Here is a 13,514-nt window from a genome sequence, read left to right on the forward strand (position 1 = left end):
GGTCACAGGTCGAGGACGAGGCGGTCGGTGCACGCGCGGGACACGCACACGAACATGACCTCGCCCGCGGCGCGCTCGTGGTCGGCGAGGATCGAGTCGCGGTGGTCCGGAACGCCGGCCAGGACACCGGTTTCGCAGGTGCCGCAGGTGCCCTGCCGGCACGACGACAGCACGTCCACGCCTGCGCCGCGCACCGCTTCCAGCACCGAGATCCCCGGCGTGACGGTGACGGTCGCCCCGGTCCGCCGCAGCTCGACCTCGAACGGCTCGTCCCGCACCGGCGCCTGCTCACGTGCCGTGAAGCGCTCGACGTGCAGCGAAAACGGCGGCCACGCGCGGCAGGCGGATTCGACGGCGGCCAGCAGGGGAGCGGGCCCGCAGCAGTAGACCTTCGTGCCCGGGCGCGGGGTGCCGAGCCAGGACGCCAGGTCGAGCAGGCCGTGTTCGTCCTCGGGCACCAGGTGGACGCGGTCGCCGTACCCGGCGAGCTCGTCGGTGAAGGCCATCGACGCGCGGCGGCGGCCGCCGTAGAGCAGGGTCCAGTCGGCGCCGAGCAGGTCGGCCTGGTGGATCATCGGCAGCAGCGGGGTGATGCCGATGCCGCCCGCGACGAACAGGTAGCGCCCGGACGGCACGAGCGGGAAGTTGTTGCTCGGCCCGCCGACGCCGACGCGGTCGCCGGGCCGCAGCCGGTCGTGCACGTAGGCCGAGCCGCCGCGACCCGCGGGCTCGCGCAGCACGCCGATGCGGTAGCTGTGCGCGTCCCACCGGTCGCCGCACAGCGAGTACTGCCGGGTCAGCCCGTTCGGCAGCACGAGGTCGATGTGCGCGCCGGGGGTCCAGTCCGGCAGCCGGCCGCCGTCCGGACGGGACAGGGTCAGCGCCAGCACCCCCTCGGCGCGTTCTTCGCGGGCGGTGACCTCCAGGGTCACGACTTGGCTCACCGGACGCCTCCTTGCGCTGGGTTGCTGGCACGCAGGATGCGGTTCCGCGGTGACGGGCGGCGACCGGGTTCTCAATGAGTGAGAGGCGAGGGCGGCAGTGAGCGGGTGATGCCCCGCGCGGCAGCCATCAGGATGCCGGTGACGCCCCTGCTCTCGGCCGTGTTCGGCACGATGACCGACAGTGCCGCGACGATGCCGCCGCGGGCGTCCTTGACCGGCACCGCGACGCCGAGCGCTTCCTCGTGGATGTGGCCCGGGCACCAGGCGAAACCCTGCTTGCGGATGTCGGCGAGCGTGCTCCGCAGGCGGTCCGGGGTGGTGATCGTGTTCGCGGTGTAGGCCCGTAGCGGCCCGGCGAGCACGCGATCGCGCAGGTCGGCGGGCCCGTGGGCGAGCAGGACGAGCCCGGAGGAGGACGCGTGCATCGGCAGCCGCCCGGCGATGCGGGTGTAGTTGATGACCGCCTTCGGCGCGGACAGGCGCTCCAGGAAGATCACCTCGTCGCCGTCGCGGACCCCGAGCTGCACGTGGTGCCCGACGACCGCGTGGACGTCCTCCATGAACGGCATCGCGGCGTCGCGGAGCGTGGCCGTGGGCGAGGCACGCAGGGCCAGCTCCCACATCCGCACGCCGATCCGCACCCGGCGGTCGTCGTCGCGGGTGAGCAGGCCGTGGCCGGTGAGCTCGGCGACCAGGCGGGACGCGGTCGCCAGGTGCAGCCCGGTCCGGCGGGCGATCTCGGAGACCTGCAGCACCGGCTCCTCCGGCGTGAAGGCCTCGAAGATCCGCACCGCGCGGGATAGGACGGATTCACCGGTCGGCTGCCTGGCCACGGCCCGAGTGTGCCACGGATCCGCGGACAACCCGGCCCACCTGCCGGGACGCGATTGACCGGCCCGCGCCGGCGTGGCTTGCTGGGATCATGACGCAGTCCCTCACCCGGGTCGACCGGCCGGACGGCGCGGTCGAGCTGCACATCGTGGTCCACGGCGATCCGGACCGCGTCGGCGCGGCGATCGGCGAAGCGCTCGGCGCGCTGGAACCCGAGCCGGAACCGGCACTGCGCATCGACACCACGTCGCGCCGCGTCCGCTCGCACGGCGCCGAGGTCGAGCTGACCCGGCTCGAATACGAGCTGCTGCTGTTCCTGGCGCGCCACCCCGGCCGGGTCTTCGACCGCGCGGCCCTCACCGAGCACGTGTGGCGACTGCCCGGACCGAGCCGCGGCCGCACGATCGACGTGCACGTCCGCAAGCTGCGCAGCAAGATCGACCGGTTTTCGATCACCACCGTGCGCGGTGTCGGCTACCGGTTCGACGGCCGCGCCGACATCACCTGAGGACGCGCCCCACCTCCGGCGGCGGCGCCTTGAACTCCAGCCACCGGCTGTCCGTCACCGCCGCGACCGTGTGCCGCGCCCCGCGCGGGTGCACGAGCGTGTCCCCGGCGCCGAGCCGCGCAGGCTGTCCGTCCACCGAGCCGGTCACCTCACCGGACAGCACGTAGATGAAGCTGTCGTGGTCGTGGGAGTGCTCGGGCGAAGCCACCCCGGCGGGGTACTCCAGTTCGAGCAGCAGCCCGCGCTCGGTGTTCTGCAGGACGCGGAAGCGGCCGGAACCGCCGAGGAGCGGGAGACCCTCGACGGAGGTCAGTGGCTGGAAGTCGGTCACCGGGGCAGCCTGACCGGCGATCACCCGTCCTGTCAACGTTTCCCGAAGTCGTGAAAGAAACTCCGGCCTGCTCAGCGGAACCGGTTCCGCGATCCGGGAGCACGTTGACCCACCCGATCGTGGGAGGAAGCATTTCGGTGAAACCCCCGAAAAATGGGAGAAGATCCGTGTCGCTTTCCGCAACGGACGTTCTCGCGTGCCCGGAGGAGGCAACCGGGACGCGGCCCCGTCCGGCCCGGAGACGCCGCCTGCCCGACCTGCGCCGCTGGATCAGTCCACTCGCGCTGCTTGCCCTGTGGCAGCTCGCGTCCTCGACGGGCGTGCTGTCCCCGGACAAACTGAGTTCACCGTGGACGGTCCTGCAGGCCGGTGTCGAGACCGCGCGATCCGGCGAGCTGGGCGAGGCGTTCGCCGTGTCGATCGTGCGCGTCGGCCTCGGCTTCGCGTTCGGCGCGGGCGTCGCACTGGTGCTGGGCGTGGTCGCGGGCCTGTCCCGCTGGGGCGGGGTGCTCATCGACCCGCCGGTGCAGATGCTGCGCACCCTGCCGTTCCTCGGCCTGATCCCGCTGTTCATCCTGTGGTTCGGCATCGGCGAGGAGCCGAAGATCGTCCTGGTCGCGCTGGGTGTCGCTTTTCCGCTCTACCTCAACATCTACTCCGGCATCCGCAACGTCGACGACCACCTCGTCGAGGCCACCACCGCGCTCGGCTACACCCGCTGGGAACGGCTGGTCCACGTGGTGCTGCCGTCCGCGGTGCCGCAGACGCTGGTGGGGCTGCGGCAGGCGCTCGGCGTCGCGTGGCTCGCGCTGATCGTCGGTGAGACCGTGAACGCCGACGCGGGCCTGGGCTACCTCATCAACAACGCGCGCGAGTTCCTGCGCACCGACGTGATCGTGGTCGGCCTGATCGTCTACGCGGCGCTCGGTCTGATCACCGACGCGCTGGTCCGCCTGATCGAACGGAGGGCGCTGCGGTGGCGCGGGAACTGATCGCCAGGGTGCACGGCCTGACCAAGCGCTTCGGCGAGCGCGCCGTGCTGTCCGATGTGGACCTCGAAATCGGGCGCGGCGAGTTCGTCGCCCTGCTTGGCCGCAGCGGGTCCGGCAAGTCGACGCTGCTGCGGATCCTCGCCGGTCTGGACACCGAAATCGAGGGCGAGGCCAGGGTCGAGGGCGCGGTGTCCGTGGCGTTCCAGCAACCGCGGCTGCTGCCGTGGCGGCGGGTGTGGCGCAACGTCGTCCTCGGCCTGCGCGACCGCGGCCGCGACCGGGCGCTGGCCGAGCGCGCGCTGGCCGAGGTGCGCCTCGCCGGCCACGCCGACGCCTGGCCGCGCACCCTCTCCGGCGGTGAGGCGCAACGGGTCTCGCTCGCCAGGGCACTGGTGCGGGAACCGGACCTGCTGTTGCTCGACGAGCCGTTCGGCGCGCTGGACGCGCTGACCAGGCTGGCGATGCACCGGCTCGTCGAGGACCTGTGGCGCGAGCACCGGCCGGGCGTGCTGCTCGTGACCCACGACGTGGACGAGGCGCTGCTGCTCGCCGACCGCGTCCTCGTGCTGGGGGAGGGGCGGATCATCGCCGAGCACCTCCTGGACCACCCGCGGCCCCGTGCCGTTTCCGACCACATCGACGTTCGCGCCAGGGTGCTGGCCGATCTGGGAGTGACCGACCATGCGATTGCCTAGGATCCTCGCCGCCGTCACCGCGCTCGCGCTGACGCTGACCGCGTGCGGCGGGGCGAGCGAGCCGTCGTCGGGCCCGTCCGTGCCGCCGCCGGTGAGCGCGGCCGACCTGGCGAAGGTGACGTTGAAGGTGGGCGACCAGAAGGGCGGCTCGCAGGCCCTGCTCAAGTCCGCCGGCCTGCTGAACGACCTGCCGTACAAGATCGAGTGGTCCACCTTCACCTCCGGGCCGCCGCTGCTGGAGGCCGCCTCCGCCGGCGCGATCGACATCGGCGGGGTCGGCAACACGCCGCCGATCTTCGCCGCCGCCGCGAAGGCGAAGATCTCGATCGTCAGCTCCGCGCAGGGCAACGTCGCCAGCGACGCACTGCTGGTGACCCCCGACTCGCCCCTGCGGACCGTCGCCGACCTCAAGGGCAAGACCATCGGCGTGGCCAAGGGCAGCTCGGCGCACGGCCAGATCCTGCTGACCCTGGCCAAGAACGGACTGTCCACGAAGGACGTCAAGCTGTCCTTCCTGCAGCCCGCCGACGCCTACGGCGCGTTCACCCAGCACCAGATCGACGCGTGGGCGGTCTGGGACCCCTACACTTCGCAGGCCAAGCTGGAGGCCAACGCCCGCGTGCTGGCCGACGGCACCGGCGTCGCCAACGGCTACACCTTCCAGGTCGCCGGGCACAACGCGCTGTCCGACGCGGGCAAGAACGCCGCGATCCGCGACTACGTCGTGCGGATCGCCAAGGCCCAGCAGTGGGCCGACACCCACCGCGAGCAGTGGGCCCAGGCCTGGTCCGCGGAGACCGGGCTGAAGCCGGAGGTCACGCTCGCGGCCGTGCAGAGCGGCCCGGATCTGCCCGTGCCGCTCGACGACAAGGTGATCGCCTCCGAGCAGGAGCTCGCCGACGCGTTCGCCGACGACAAGGTGCTGCCCGGCAAGATCGATTTCGCGGACTTCACCGATACCCGGTTCGCCGCCGACCTGGCCGCCGCGAGGGGATGACGATGACGATCACACCGCACTGGTTCCTGCCCACCACCGGCGATGGCCGGACCATCGTGGAACGGTTCCACGCCAACCGGTCCCTCGGGCCGGTCGCGCAGCGCGAACCCACCATCGACTACCTGGCGCAGATCGCCCGCGCCGCCGAGCAGCTCGGCTTCGAGGGCGTGCTCACCCCGACCGGCACCTGGTGCGAGGACGCCTGGCTGACCACGGCGGCGCTGATCCGCGAGACCAAGCGGCTCAAGTACCTCGTCGCGTTCCGCCCCGGCGTCATCTCGCCGACCCTGGCCGCCCAGATGGCCGCCACCTACCAGCGGATCTCCGGCGGGCGGCTGCTGCTCAACATCGTCACCGGCGGCGATTCGATCGAGCAGAAGCGGTTCGGCGACTTCCACGACCACGACCAGCGCTACGCCCGCACCGACGAGTTCCTCACCATCGCGCGCGGCGTGTGGAGCGGCGAGCCGTTCGACTTCACCGGTGAGCACCTCTCGGTCGAGGGCGCGACGGTGCTCGCCCCGCCGGACCCGGTGCCGCCGCTGTACTTCGGCGGCTCGTCCCCGGCCGCGCTGCCGGTCGCGGCCAGGCACGCCGACGTCTACCTGACCTGGGGCGAGCCGCCCGCCCAGGTCGCGGACAAGATCCGGCGCGTGCGGGAACTGGCCGAGGCGCGGGGGCGGACGATCCGGTTCGGCATCCGGCTGCACACCCTGTCCCGGGACACCTCGGCCGAGGCGTGGGCGGAGGCGCAGAAGCTGCTCGACGCGCTGAGCCCGGAGCAGGTGGCGAAGGCGCAGGCGCAGCTGGCCGCCAGCGAGTCCGAGGGGCAGCGGCGGATGGTCGCCCTGCACGGCGGCGGCCTGGACCGCGGCGTGCGTGGGCTGGAGATCCACCCCAACCTGTGGGCCGGCATCGGCCTGGTCCGCGGCGGCGCGGGCACGGCGCTGGTGGGCAGCCACGGCGAGGTCGCCGACCTCATCGAGGAGTACCACTCGCTCGGCATCGAGGAGTTCGTGCTGTCCGGGTACCCGCACCTGGAGGAGGCGTACTGGTTCGCCGAGGGTGTGCTGCCCGAGCTGGCGCACCGCGGTCTGCTGCGCGGCACGCGCGACCAGCGAACCGCACTGCGCGAGGAGCGGCACGTCGCCGCTCAGTGAATGCAGGCCTGCGCAATAAAACCAGGTGAGCCGAGTCCCTCCACCCGGCAGGATGGTCCGGGTGGAGGGGATCGACGCGCTCGCGGCCGAGACCGGGTTCTCCGGCGTGGTCCGGGTGGACTCCGGTGGCCGCACGTTCGCCCGCGCCTACGGCTTCGCGCACCGCGGGCTTGAGGTGCCCAACACCGTCGGCACCCGGTTCGCCCTGGCCAGCGGCACCAAGGGGCTGACGGCGCTGACCGTCGCCGCGCTGGCTGAGCGCGGCGTGCTCGGCCTGGACACCACCGCCAGGTCGCTGCTCGGCGACGACCTGCCGTTGATCGGCGACGAGGTCACCGTCGAACACCTCCTCGCCCACCGCTCGGGCATCGGCGACTACTGCGACGAGGACGTCGACCGGCCCATCACCGACCACATCCTGCCCGTGCCGGTGCACGAGCTGGCCGCCACCGAGGACTACCTGCGCGTCCTGGACGGGCATCCGCCGAAGTTCCCGCCGGGGGAGCGGTTCTCCTACTGCAACAGCGGTTACGTGGTGCTCGCCCTCCTCGCGGAGCGGACCGCGGGCCGCCCGTTCGCCCGCCTGGTGCACGACCTGGTGTGCGTGCCCGCCGGCATGACGGACACGGCGTTCCTCCGCTCCGACGAGCCCGCGGCCGGGGTCGCCCTCGGCTACGTCGGCGAGCGGCGGACCAACGTGTTCCACCTGCCCGTGCTCGGCAGCGGCGACGGCGGGATCTACTCCACCGCCGCCGACGTCCACGCGTTCTGGACGGCGTTGTTCACGGGGCGGATCGTGCCGCTGTCGCGGATGCGCCAGATGACCGCGCCCCGCAGCGACGTCCCGGCGGAGGGCATGCGGTACGGGCTCGGGTTCTGGCTCGACGGCGACGCGGTCCGCCTGGAGGGCTACGACGCCGGCGTGTCGTTCCGGACCGTCCACAGTGGCACGACAACCTGGACGGTGCTGTCCAACACCTCCGACGGCGCGTGGCCGCTCGCCCGCCGGATCGCCGAGCTCACCGCGTGACCAGCGCCCGGAGGAAGAACGCCAGGTTCGCTGGGCGCTCTGCCAGGCGGCGCACGAAGTAGCCGTACCACTCGTCGCCGTAGGGCAGGTAGACCCGCACCGCGTGGTCGCGCGCGAGCCGCCGCTGCTCGGCGTCCCGGACGCCGTACAGCATCTGGAACTCCCAGTCCGGCCGGTCCTTCCCGAGTTCCGCGGCGATCGCGATCATCCGCGGGTCATGGGTGGCGACCATCGGGTGCCCGGCGCCGTCCATGAGCACCCGCAGGCAGCGTACGTAGGACCGGTCCACGTCGGACTTGTCCTGGTAAGCCACAGAGGCTGGCTCGGCGTACGCGCCCTTGCACAACCGGACCCGCGAGCCCGCGTACGCCAGGTCCCGGCAGTCCTGCTCGGTGCGCCGTAGGTAGGCCTGCAGGACCGCGCCGACCCACGGGAAGTCCGCGCGCAGTTCCCGCAGCACGCCGAGGGTGGCGTCGGTCGTGGTGTGGTCCTCCATGTCCAGCGTGACCGTGGTGCCCGCGGCGGCCGCGGCCGCGCAGATGCGGCGCGCGTTGTCCAGGGCGACGCGGTCCCCGTCGGGCAGGCGCAGTCCGACGGCGGACAGCTTCACCGACACCTCGGCGTCCGCCGCGAGACCGTGCTCGGCCAGCAATGTCAGCAGCTCGGCGTAGGCCTTCACCGTCGCGGCGGCCATCGACGGGTCGGTGGTGTCCTCGCCGAGGTGGTCGAGCGTGACCGCCCGGCCGCTGCCGATCAGGTTCGCGGTCACGGCCAGCGCGTCGTCCACAGTGGATCCGGCGACGAACCGGCGGACCACGGGGCGGGTCAGCGGGGTTTGCTCGACAAGGGAACGGCAGCCCGGCGACCCGGCCGCGGCGAGCAAAGCGGTGCGCAGCACGGCGGTCCTCCTCAGCCCTGGTGCGGGTAGCCGGCGGTGGTTGGCGGCACGAAGGTCTCCTTGATGGAGCGCGGGCTCACCCAGCGGAGCAGGTTGTGGATCGACCCGGCCTTGTCGTTGGTGCCTGACGCCCGTCCGCCGCCGAAGGGCTGCTGCCCGACGACCGCGCCGGTCGGCTTGTCGTTGACGTAGAAGTTGCCCGCGGCGAACCGCAGTTCCTCGGTGGCGTGGGCGATCGCGGCCCGGTCGGTCGCGATGATCGACCCGGTCAGCCCGTACGGCGCGACGCTCTCCAGCTGGCGCAGCACGGTGCCGTAGGAGGCGTCGTCGTAGACGTGCACGGCGAGCACCGGCCCGAAGTACTCGGTGGTGAACACCTCGTGCTCCGGGTGATCCGAGGCGAGCACGGTCGGGCGCACGAAAAAGCCCTCGCTGTCGTCGGCGGTGCCGCCGGCGAGGACCTCCAGCCGGTCGTCGGCGCGGGCGCGGTCCAGCACCCCGGACAGCCGGTCGAAGGCGCGCCGGTCGATCACCGCGCCGAGGAAGTTGCGCAGGTCGGTCACGTCGCCCATGGGCAGCGACTCGACCTCGGACAGGAAGTCGTCCCGCATCCGCGTCCACAGCGAGCGCGGGACGTAGGCCCGTGAGGCGGCGGAGCACTTCTGGCCCTGGTACTCGAACGCGCCGCGGACGAGCGCGGTGCGCAGCACGTCGGCGTCGGCGGACGGGTGGGCGAGCACGAAGTCCTTGCCGCCGGTCTCGCCCACGATCCGCGGGTAGGTGCGGTAGTTCGCGATGTTCGCGCCGACCTGCGACCACAGGTGCCGGAAGGTCCGGGTGGAACCGGTGAAGTGGATGCCGGCCAGGTCGGGCGCGGCCAGTGCGACCTCGGAGACGGCCAGGCCGTCACCGGGCAGCAGGTTGATCACACCCGGCGGCAGGCCGGCTTCTTCGAGCAGCCGCATCGTCAGGTGCGCGGCGAAGCTCTGCGTGGGGGAGGGCTTCCACAGCACGACGTTGCCCATCAGCGCGGGCGCGGTCGGCAGGTTGCCCGCGATCGCGGTGAAGTTGAACGGGGTGATCGCGTAGACGAACCCCTCCAGCGGCCGGTGGTCGGTGCGGTTCCAGACGCCGGGGGAGCTGGCGGGCTGCTCGGCCAGCAGGCGGTGGGCGAAGGCCACGTTGAAGCGCCAGAAATCGGCCAGCTCGCAGGCGGCGTCGATCTCGGCCTGGTGCACGGTCTTGGACTGGCCGAGCATGGTGGCGGCGTTCAGCTTCGCGCGCCAGGGACCGGTGAGCAGGTCGGCCGCGCGGAGCAGGATCGCGGCTCGGTCGTCGAAGGACAGCTTCCGCCACGCCGCGGCGGCCTCGCGGGCGGCGGCCAGCGCGTCACGGGTGTCCTGCTGGGTCGCGGAACCGAGGACGCCCAGCACGGCGCGGTGGTTGTGCGGCTGGACGACGTCGATCCGCGGGCCGCCGCCCATCCGCTGCTCGCCGCCGATCGTCGCGGTCAGCTCGAGCGGCTCCTTCGTCAGCTCGGCGAGCGCGGCCTGCACCTCTGCGCGCTCCGGGCTGCCCGGCGCGTACTGCAGGACCGGCTCGTTGGCCGGGGTGGGCACGGTTGTCACGGCATCCACGGCAGCTCCTCCTCGGTGTCGGATGTCTCAACGGTAGGAACGCCGTGGTCTTTGGAAGGTTGTGAGTTCGGCCAGTTTCGCGACTACTGTTTGTCCGGTGGCACAACTGCGGCAGGTCCTGATCGCGCTCGGCGATCCGCTCGTCGAGGTGGAGGTCGCGCCGGACGGCCTGGACGGCGAGGTCGGCGACGTCGTGGTGCTGGAACCCGATGACGACCCGGAGTTGCGGCGCGGCGACCTGGCGCTGGTGATCGGGGCGCGCGGGCGGGCGGCGGTGCCGTTGATCCGGGCCGCCGGCCGCCGGGGCGCGGCGGCGGTGGCGGTCAAGGTGGAGTCCGATTCGGCGTTGCCGCTGCTGCGGTCCGCGGCGACCGACGCCGGGGTCGCGTTGCTGGCGGTCGCGGCCGACGTGCGGTGGGAGCAGCTCGCGACGCTGGTGCGCGGGGTGCTGGAGGCCGCCCGCGGCGCCGCGGACGAGGACGCGGGGGAGACGCTCGGCGACCTGTTCTCGCTGGCCCAGACGATCGCGGCGCTGACAGGCGGGATCGTCAGCATCGAGGACACCGCGAGCCGGGTGCTGGCGTACTCGCGGTCCGACGACGAGGTGGACGAGCTGCGGCGGCTGTCGATCCTGGGCAGGCAGGGGCCGGCGCCGTACCTGAAGATGCTGCACGAGTGGGGCGTCTACCAGCGGTTGCGGGCGACGGAGGAGGTCGTGCGCATCGAGGAGCGGCCGGACCTGGGCATCCGCACGCGGCTGGCGATCGGGGTGCACGCGGGCGGGCGGCCGCTCGGGTCGATCTGGGTGCAGGAGGGCGCCGCGCCCCTGCCCGCCCGGGCGGAGCAGGCCCTGATCGGCGCGGCGCGGGTGGCGGCGCTGCACCTGGTCCGGCGGCGCAGCACGGCGGGCACCCGGTTCCGGGAGAACCTGCTGGCCGGGATGCTCGACGGGCGCAGTGATCCGGTGTCGGTGGCCCGGCAGATTGGGGCCGACCCGGCGAAGCCGGCCGCCGTGGTCGCCTTCGCGCCGCGGGAGGCCGAGCCGGTGGACCGGTCGGAACTGGAGCTGCGGCGGTCCGCGCTGGCCGCGGTGATCTCGGTGCACGCCGCGGCGTACCGGCGCAGCGCGATGGTGACCCAGCTCGGTGACCGGACGTACGCGTTCCTGCCCGACCTGCCCGCGGGGGTGTCGTTGCTGGACCTGACGCGGGAAATGGTGGCGTCGGCGGAGATGCCGGTGCGGGCGGCGGTCGGCCGGGTGGTGGCGGTGGCGGACGTGGGGGTGTCGCGGCAGGAGGCGGACCGGGTGCTGGACGCGATGGCGCGTGGCCTGGACCTGGAGGTGGCGACGCTGGCGGACGTCCGGTCGCAGGTCCTGGTCAGCGAGACGCTCGCGATGCTGGCCGAGCAGCCGCGCCTGCGCGACCCGAGGCTGACGGCGTTGCGCGCGGAGCACCCGGACCTGGCGTCCTCGCTGCTGGCGTACCTGGACACGCTGGGCGACGTGCGCTCCGCGGCGCGCGCACTGAACGTGCACCCGAACACGGTGCGCTACCGCGTCCGCCGCGCGGCGGAGGTCGCCGGGATCGACCTGGCGGACCCGCTGGAGCGGCTGTTCGCGTCGCTGCAGCTGAGGCTCCCACCCGGCGCCTGACCCGCCACCTGCCTGGAGCGAAAAACGCGGCTCCCGCCGCCACTCGCCGCTCCCGGGGTGGTTGTCCACCACTCCCGGCACCGCGCCTGCCACCGCAGCCACCGTCTCTGCCCACCCCGGGCGCTCCCGGGACCGTGTTTGCTGTTCCGGGTGCCGCGTTTGCGTTTCGGGGGTTGTGTTTGCCGCCGCGGGCGCCGTGTTTGCCGCCGCGGGCAGCCGGATTGCTCGAGGCGACGGATTCGCCTTCCGGCGGCGGGCGGTGCGATCCGGGCCGGGCGCGTCAGCGAGTCGGTGCCCACGAGTCAGTGCCCCACGTCAGCGGCTGGTGCACCACGGCCCGGGGCCGAACCGAGGCGCAGCGTCAGCGGTAGCGGCCCGCCGAGCGGATGGCCGCCAGCACCGCCGTCAGGCTCGGCAGCCAGCGCTGCTGCGGGTCCGGCGGCACGATCCACCGCGCGAGGTCGGCGGGGCCGTGGGTGCCCGGCATCGGGATGGAGGTGCCCGCCGTCAGCACCCGCACGTCGCGGGGGAGGAACTCGGCGTCGCTGCCCAGGATGTCGGCCTCGACCAGGAAGATGACCACCGAACCGTGCTTGGTGGGCACGCTCAGCGCGGGCCCGCGGCAGCCCTGGCGCGCCAGGTTCTCCAGCACCTGCTCGGCACGGGCCCGCGGCACGGCGACCGCGCCGATGCCCGCCCCGATCACGAAGTTGAGGGTGCCGTTCCGCCAGTGGACCGGCCAGCCGAACGTGCGGCGGTAGTCCACGGGCGTGCTGGTCGGACGCTTGGTGCCCAGGTCGTGATCGACGCTCATGACGAGCCCCCTTCCCGGTGAGGCGGGGCACCAAAGCGGCAGTGCCCGGATCGGCGGTGGATGACTGTGATGCTAATGGCACTGCGTGCCCTTAGCAAGCCCGGCCTGTTAGTTTCGTCCTCATGTCCGACGAGTCCCGGTCCGCGCCGCGACCGCGGGTGGGCAGGACCACCGCGGGGCGCAGGCGGCTGCGGCACGCCCTCACCGTGGCGGCGATCGAAAAGTTCTCCGAGCAGGGGTACGACGCCACCACGGTCGACGAGATCGCCTCGGCCGCCGGTGTCGGCCGGCGCACCTTCTTCCGGTACTTCCGGTCGAAGGAGGACGCGATCTTCCCGAACCACGAGGAGGTCCTCGGCCGCATCGAGCAGCTCTTCGCCACCGCGGACGAGCGGCAGAACCCCCTCGAGGTGGCGTGCGCGGGCGTCGGCCTGGTGCTCGACTCCTACCTCGCCGACCCGGACGTCTCGGTCAAGCGCTTCGCCCTCACCCGCACCGTGCCTTCGTTGCGGGACAAGGAGGTCGCGAGCGTCGACCGCTACCAGCGCGTGCTCGCCACCTTCCTGCGCGCGCGGTTCCAGGCGGCCGGCGACCCGCTGTGGGACCTACGCGGCTCGGTCGCCGCAGCGGCGGTCGCGGCGGCTCACAACCACGTCCTGCGCCGGTGGCTGCGCAGCGGCGGCGCCGAGGACGCCCACGCGCACGCGAAGGAGGCGTTCGCGCTGGTGATCGACGCCTTCGCCGACACTGCCGCCCCGCGCGGCGACCGCGACGACGAGTCGGTGGTCGCCGTGCTCAAGACCTCCGCCCCGCTGTCCGAGGTGGTCCGGCAGATCAGCCAGGCGCTGCGCTCCGCCGACTGAAACAGCACGGTGAAACGGCACGGGGTGCCACTCCCGCAGGAGTGGCACCCCGTGCCATTAGTCCTGGTGGCGCCCCGCGCCCCAGCCGAGCGCAGACCCCACCCGCCCAACCGCAGAACTCGCGCGCGTGAGCGTGGGACTCGCGCCGTCGCGAGTCCCA

The 13,514-nt window shown here is 72.9% G+C and carries 14 protein-coding genes; 8 read left to right on the forward strand and 6 right to left on the reverse strand.

Annotated features, from left to right (window positions below; genetic code table 11):
* Positions 1-2: 2 nt before the first annotated feature.
* Together AMETH_RS13695 and AMETH_RS13700 are read right to left on the reverse strand one after the other, a co-directional pair.
* A complete protein-coding gene (locus AMETH_RS13695) occupies positions 3-932 on the reverse strand; it encodes a PDR/VanB family oxidoreductase (RefSeq protein ID WP_017982054.1) in 930 nt (309 codons plus the stop codon).
* A gap of 83 nt (positions 933-1,015) precedes the next feature.
* Complete coding sequence (locus AMETH_RS13700) at positions 1,016-1,777, reverse strand: IclR family transcriptional regulator (protein WP_026153079.1); 762 nt, start codon at positions 1,775-1,777, stop codon at positions 1,016-1,018.
* Between the two features lie 89 nt (positions 1,778-1,866).
* On the opposite strand from AMETH_RS13700, the gene AMETH_RS13705 reads away from it, so the two are divergent.
* Positions 1,867-2,283 carry a winged helix-turn-helix domain-containing protein gene (locus AMETH_RS13705; protein ID WP_017982056.1) on the forward strand — a complete coding sequence of 139 codons (417 nt, stop codon included), beginning with the start codon at positions 1,867-1,869 and terminating at the stop codon, positions 2,281-2,283.
* Here AMETH_RS13705 and AMETH_RS13710 read toward each other — a convergent pair.
* On the reverse strand, positions 2,276-2,614 hold the full coding sequence (locus tag AMETH_RS13710) for a cupin domain-containing protein (RefSeq protein WP_026153080.1): 339 nt from the start codon (positions 2,612-2,614) through the stop codon (positions 2,276-2,278). The two genes, AMETH_RS13705 and AMETH_RS13710, sit on opposite strands and share 8 nt — an antisense overlap.
* A gap of 167 nt (positions 2,615-2,781) precedes the next feature.
* Here AMETH_RS13710 and AMETH_RS13715 point away from each other — a divergent pair, with 167 nt between their 5' ends.
* From AMETH_RS13715 to AMETH_RS13735, 5 genes are read left to right on the forward strand one after another with little or no spacing between them, the layout of a single operon-like run.
* Positions 2,782-3,606: an ABC transporter permease gene (locus tag AMETH_RS13715; RefSeq protein WP_026153081.1), complete on the forward strand. Its 825-nt coding sequence runs from the start codon at positions 2,782-2,784 to the stop codon at positions 3,604-3,606.
* A complete protein-coding gene (locus AMETH_RS13720; RefSeq protein ID WP_017982059.1) occupies positions 3,591-4,301 on the forward strand; it encodes an ABC transporter ATP-binding protein in 711 nt (236 codons plus the stop codon). The genes AMETH_RS13715 and AMETH_RS13720 overlap by 16 nt, the downstream gene beginning before the upstream one ends.
* Entirely contained in the window at positions 4,288-5,298 is a 1,011-nt protein-coding gene (locus tag AMETH_RS13725) for an ABC transporter substrate-binding protein (protein WP_026153082.1), read from the forward strand. The genes AMETH_RS13720 and AMETH_RS13725 overlap by 14 nt, the downstream gene beginning before the upstream one ends.
* Positions 5,299-5,300: 2 nt before the next feature.
* On the forward strand, positions 5,301-6,458 hold the full coding sequence (locus AMETH_RS13730; RefSeq protein ID WP_038532101.1) for an LLM class flavin-dependent oxidoreductase: 1,158 nt from the start codon (positions 5,301-5,303) through the stop codon (positions 6,456-6,458).
* 52 nt (positions 6,459-6,510) lie between these two features.
* Positions 6,511-7,488: a serine hydrolase domain-containing protein gene (locus AMETH_RS13735; RefSeq protein ID WP_223843144.1), complete on the forward strand. Its 978-nt coding sequence runs from the start codon at positions 6,511-6,513 to the stop codon at positions 7,486-7,488.
* Here AMETH_RS13735 and AMETH_RS13740 read toward each other — a convergent pair.
* Positions 7,478-8,386, reverse strand: a complete 909-nt coding sequence (locus AMETH_RS13740; protein WP_017982063.1) for a proline dehydrogenase family protein — start codon at positions 8,384-8,386, stop codon at positions 7,478-7,480. The genes AMETH_RS13735 and AMETH_RS13740 overlap by 11 nt on opposite strands.
* An 11-nt stretch (positions 8,387-8,397) precedes the next feature.
* On the reverse strand, positions 8,398-10,023 hold the full coding sequence (gene pruA / locus AMETH_RS13745) for an L-glutamate gamma-semialdehyde dehydrogenase (protein ID WP_020486696.1): 1,626 nt from the start codon (positions 10,021-10,023) through the stop codon (positions 8,398-8,400).
* A 97-nt stretch (positions 10,024-10,120) separates the two neighbouring features.
* On the opposite strand from pruA, the gene AMETH_RS13750 reads away from it, so the two are divergent.
* A complete protein-coding gene (locus AMETH_RS13750; protein ID WP_017982065.1) occupies positions 10,121-11,677 on the forward strand; it encodes a PucR family transcriptional regulator in 1,557 nt (518 codons plus the stop codon).
* Positions 11,678-12,038: 361 nt separating this feature from the next.
* Here the strand turns inward: AMETH_RS13750 and AMETH_RS13755 are convergent, their stop codons facing one another.
* Entirely contained in the window at positions 12,039-12,491 is a 453-nt protein-coding gene (locus AMETH_RS13755) for a hypothetical protein (protein WP_017982066.1), read from the reverse strand.
* A gap of 122 nt (positions 12,492-12,613) precedes the next feature.
* On the opposite strand from AMETH_RS13755, the gene AMETH_RS13760 reads away from it, so the two are divergent.
* Positions 12,614-13,354 (forward strand): TetR family transcriptional regulator, encoded by a 741-nt coding sequence (locus tag AMETH_RS13760; protein ID WP_020486697.1) that lies wholly within the window; start codon positions 12,614-12,616, stop codon positions 13,352-13,354.
* The last annotated feature ends 160 nt before the right edge of the window (positions 13,355-13,514 follow it).

The sequence above is a fragment of the Amycolatopsis methanolica 239 genome (assembly GCF_000739085.1).
Classification (GTDB): domain Bacteria; phylum Actinomycetota; class Actinomycetes; order Mycobacteriales; family Pseudonocardiaceae; genus Amycolatopsis_E; species Amycolatopsis_E methanolica.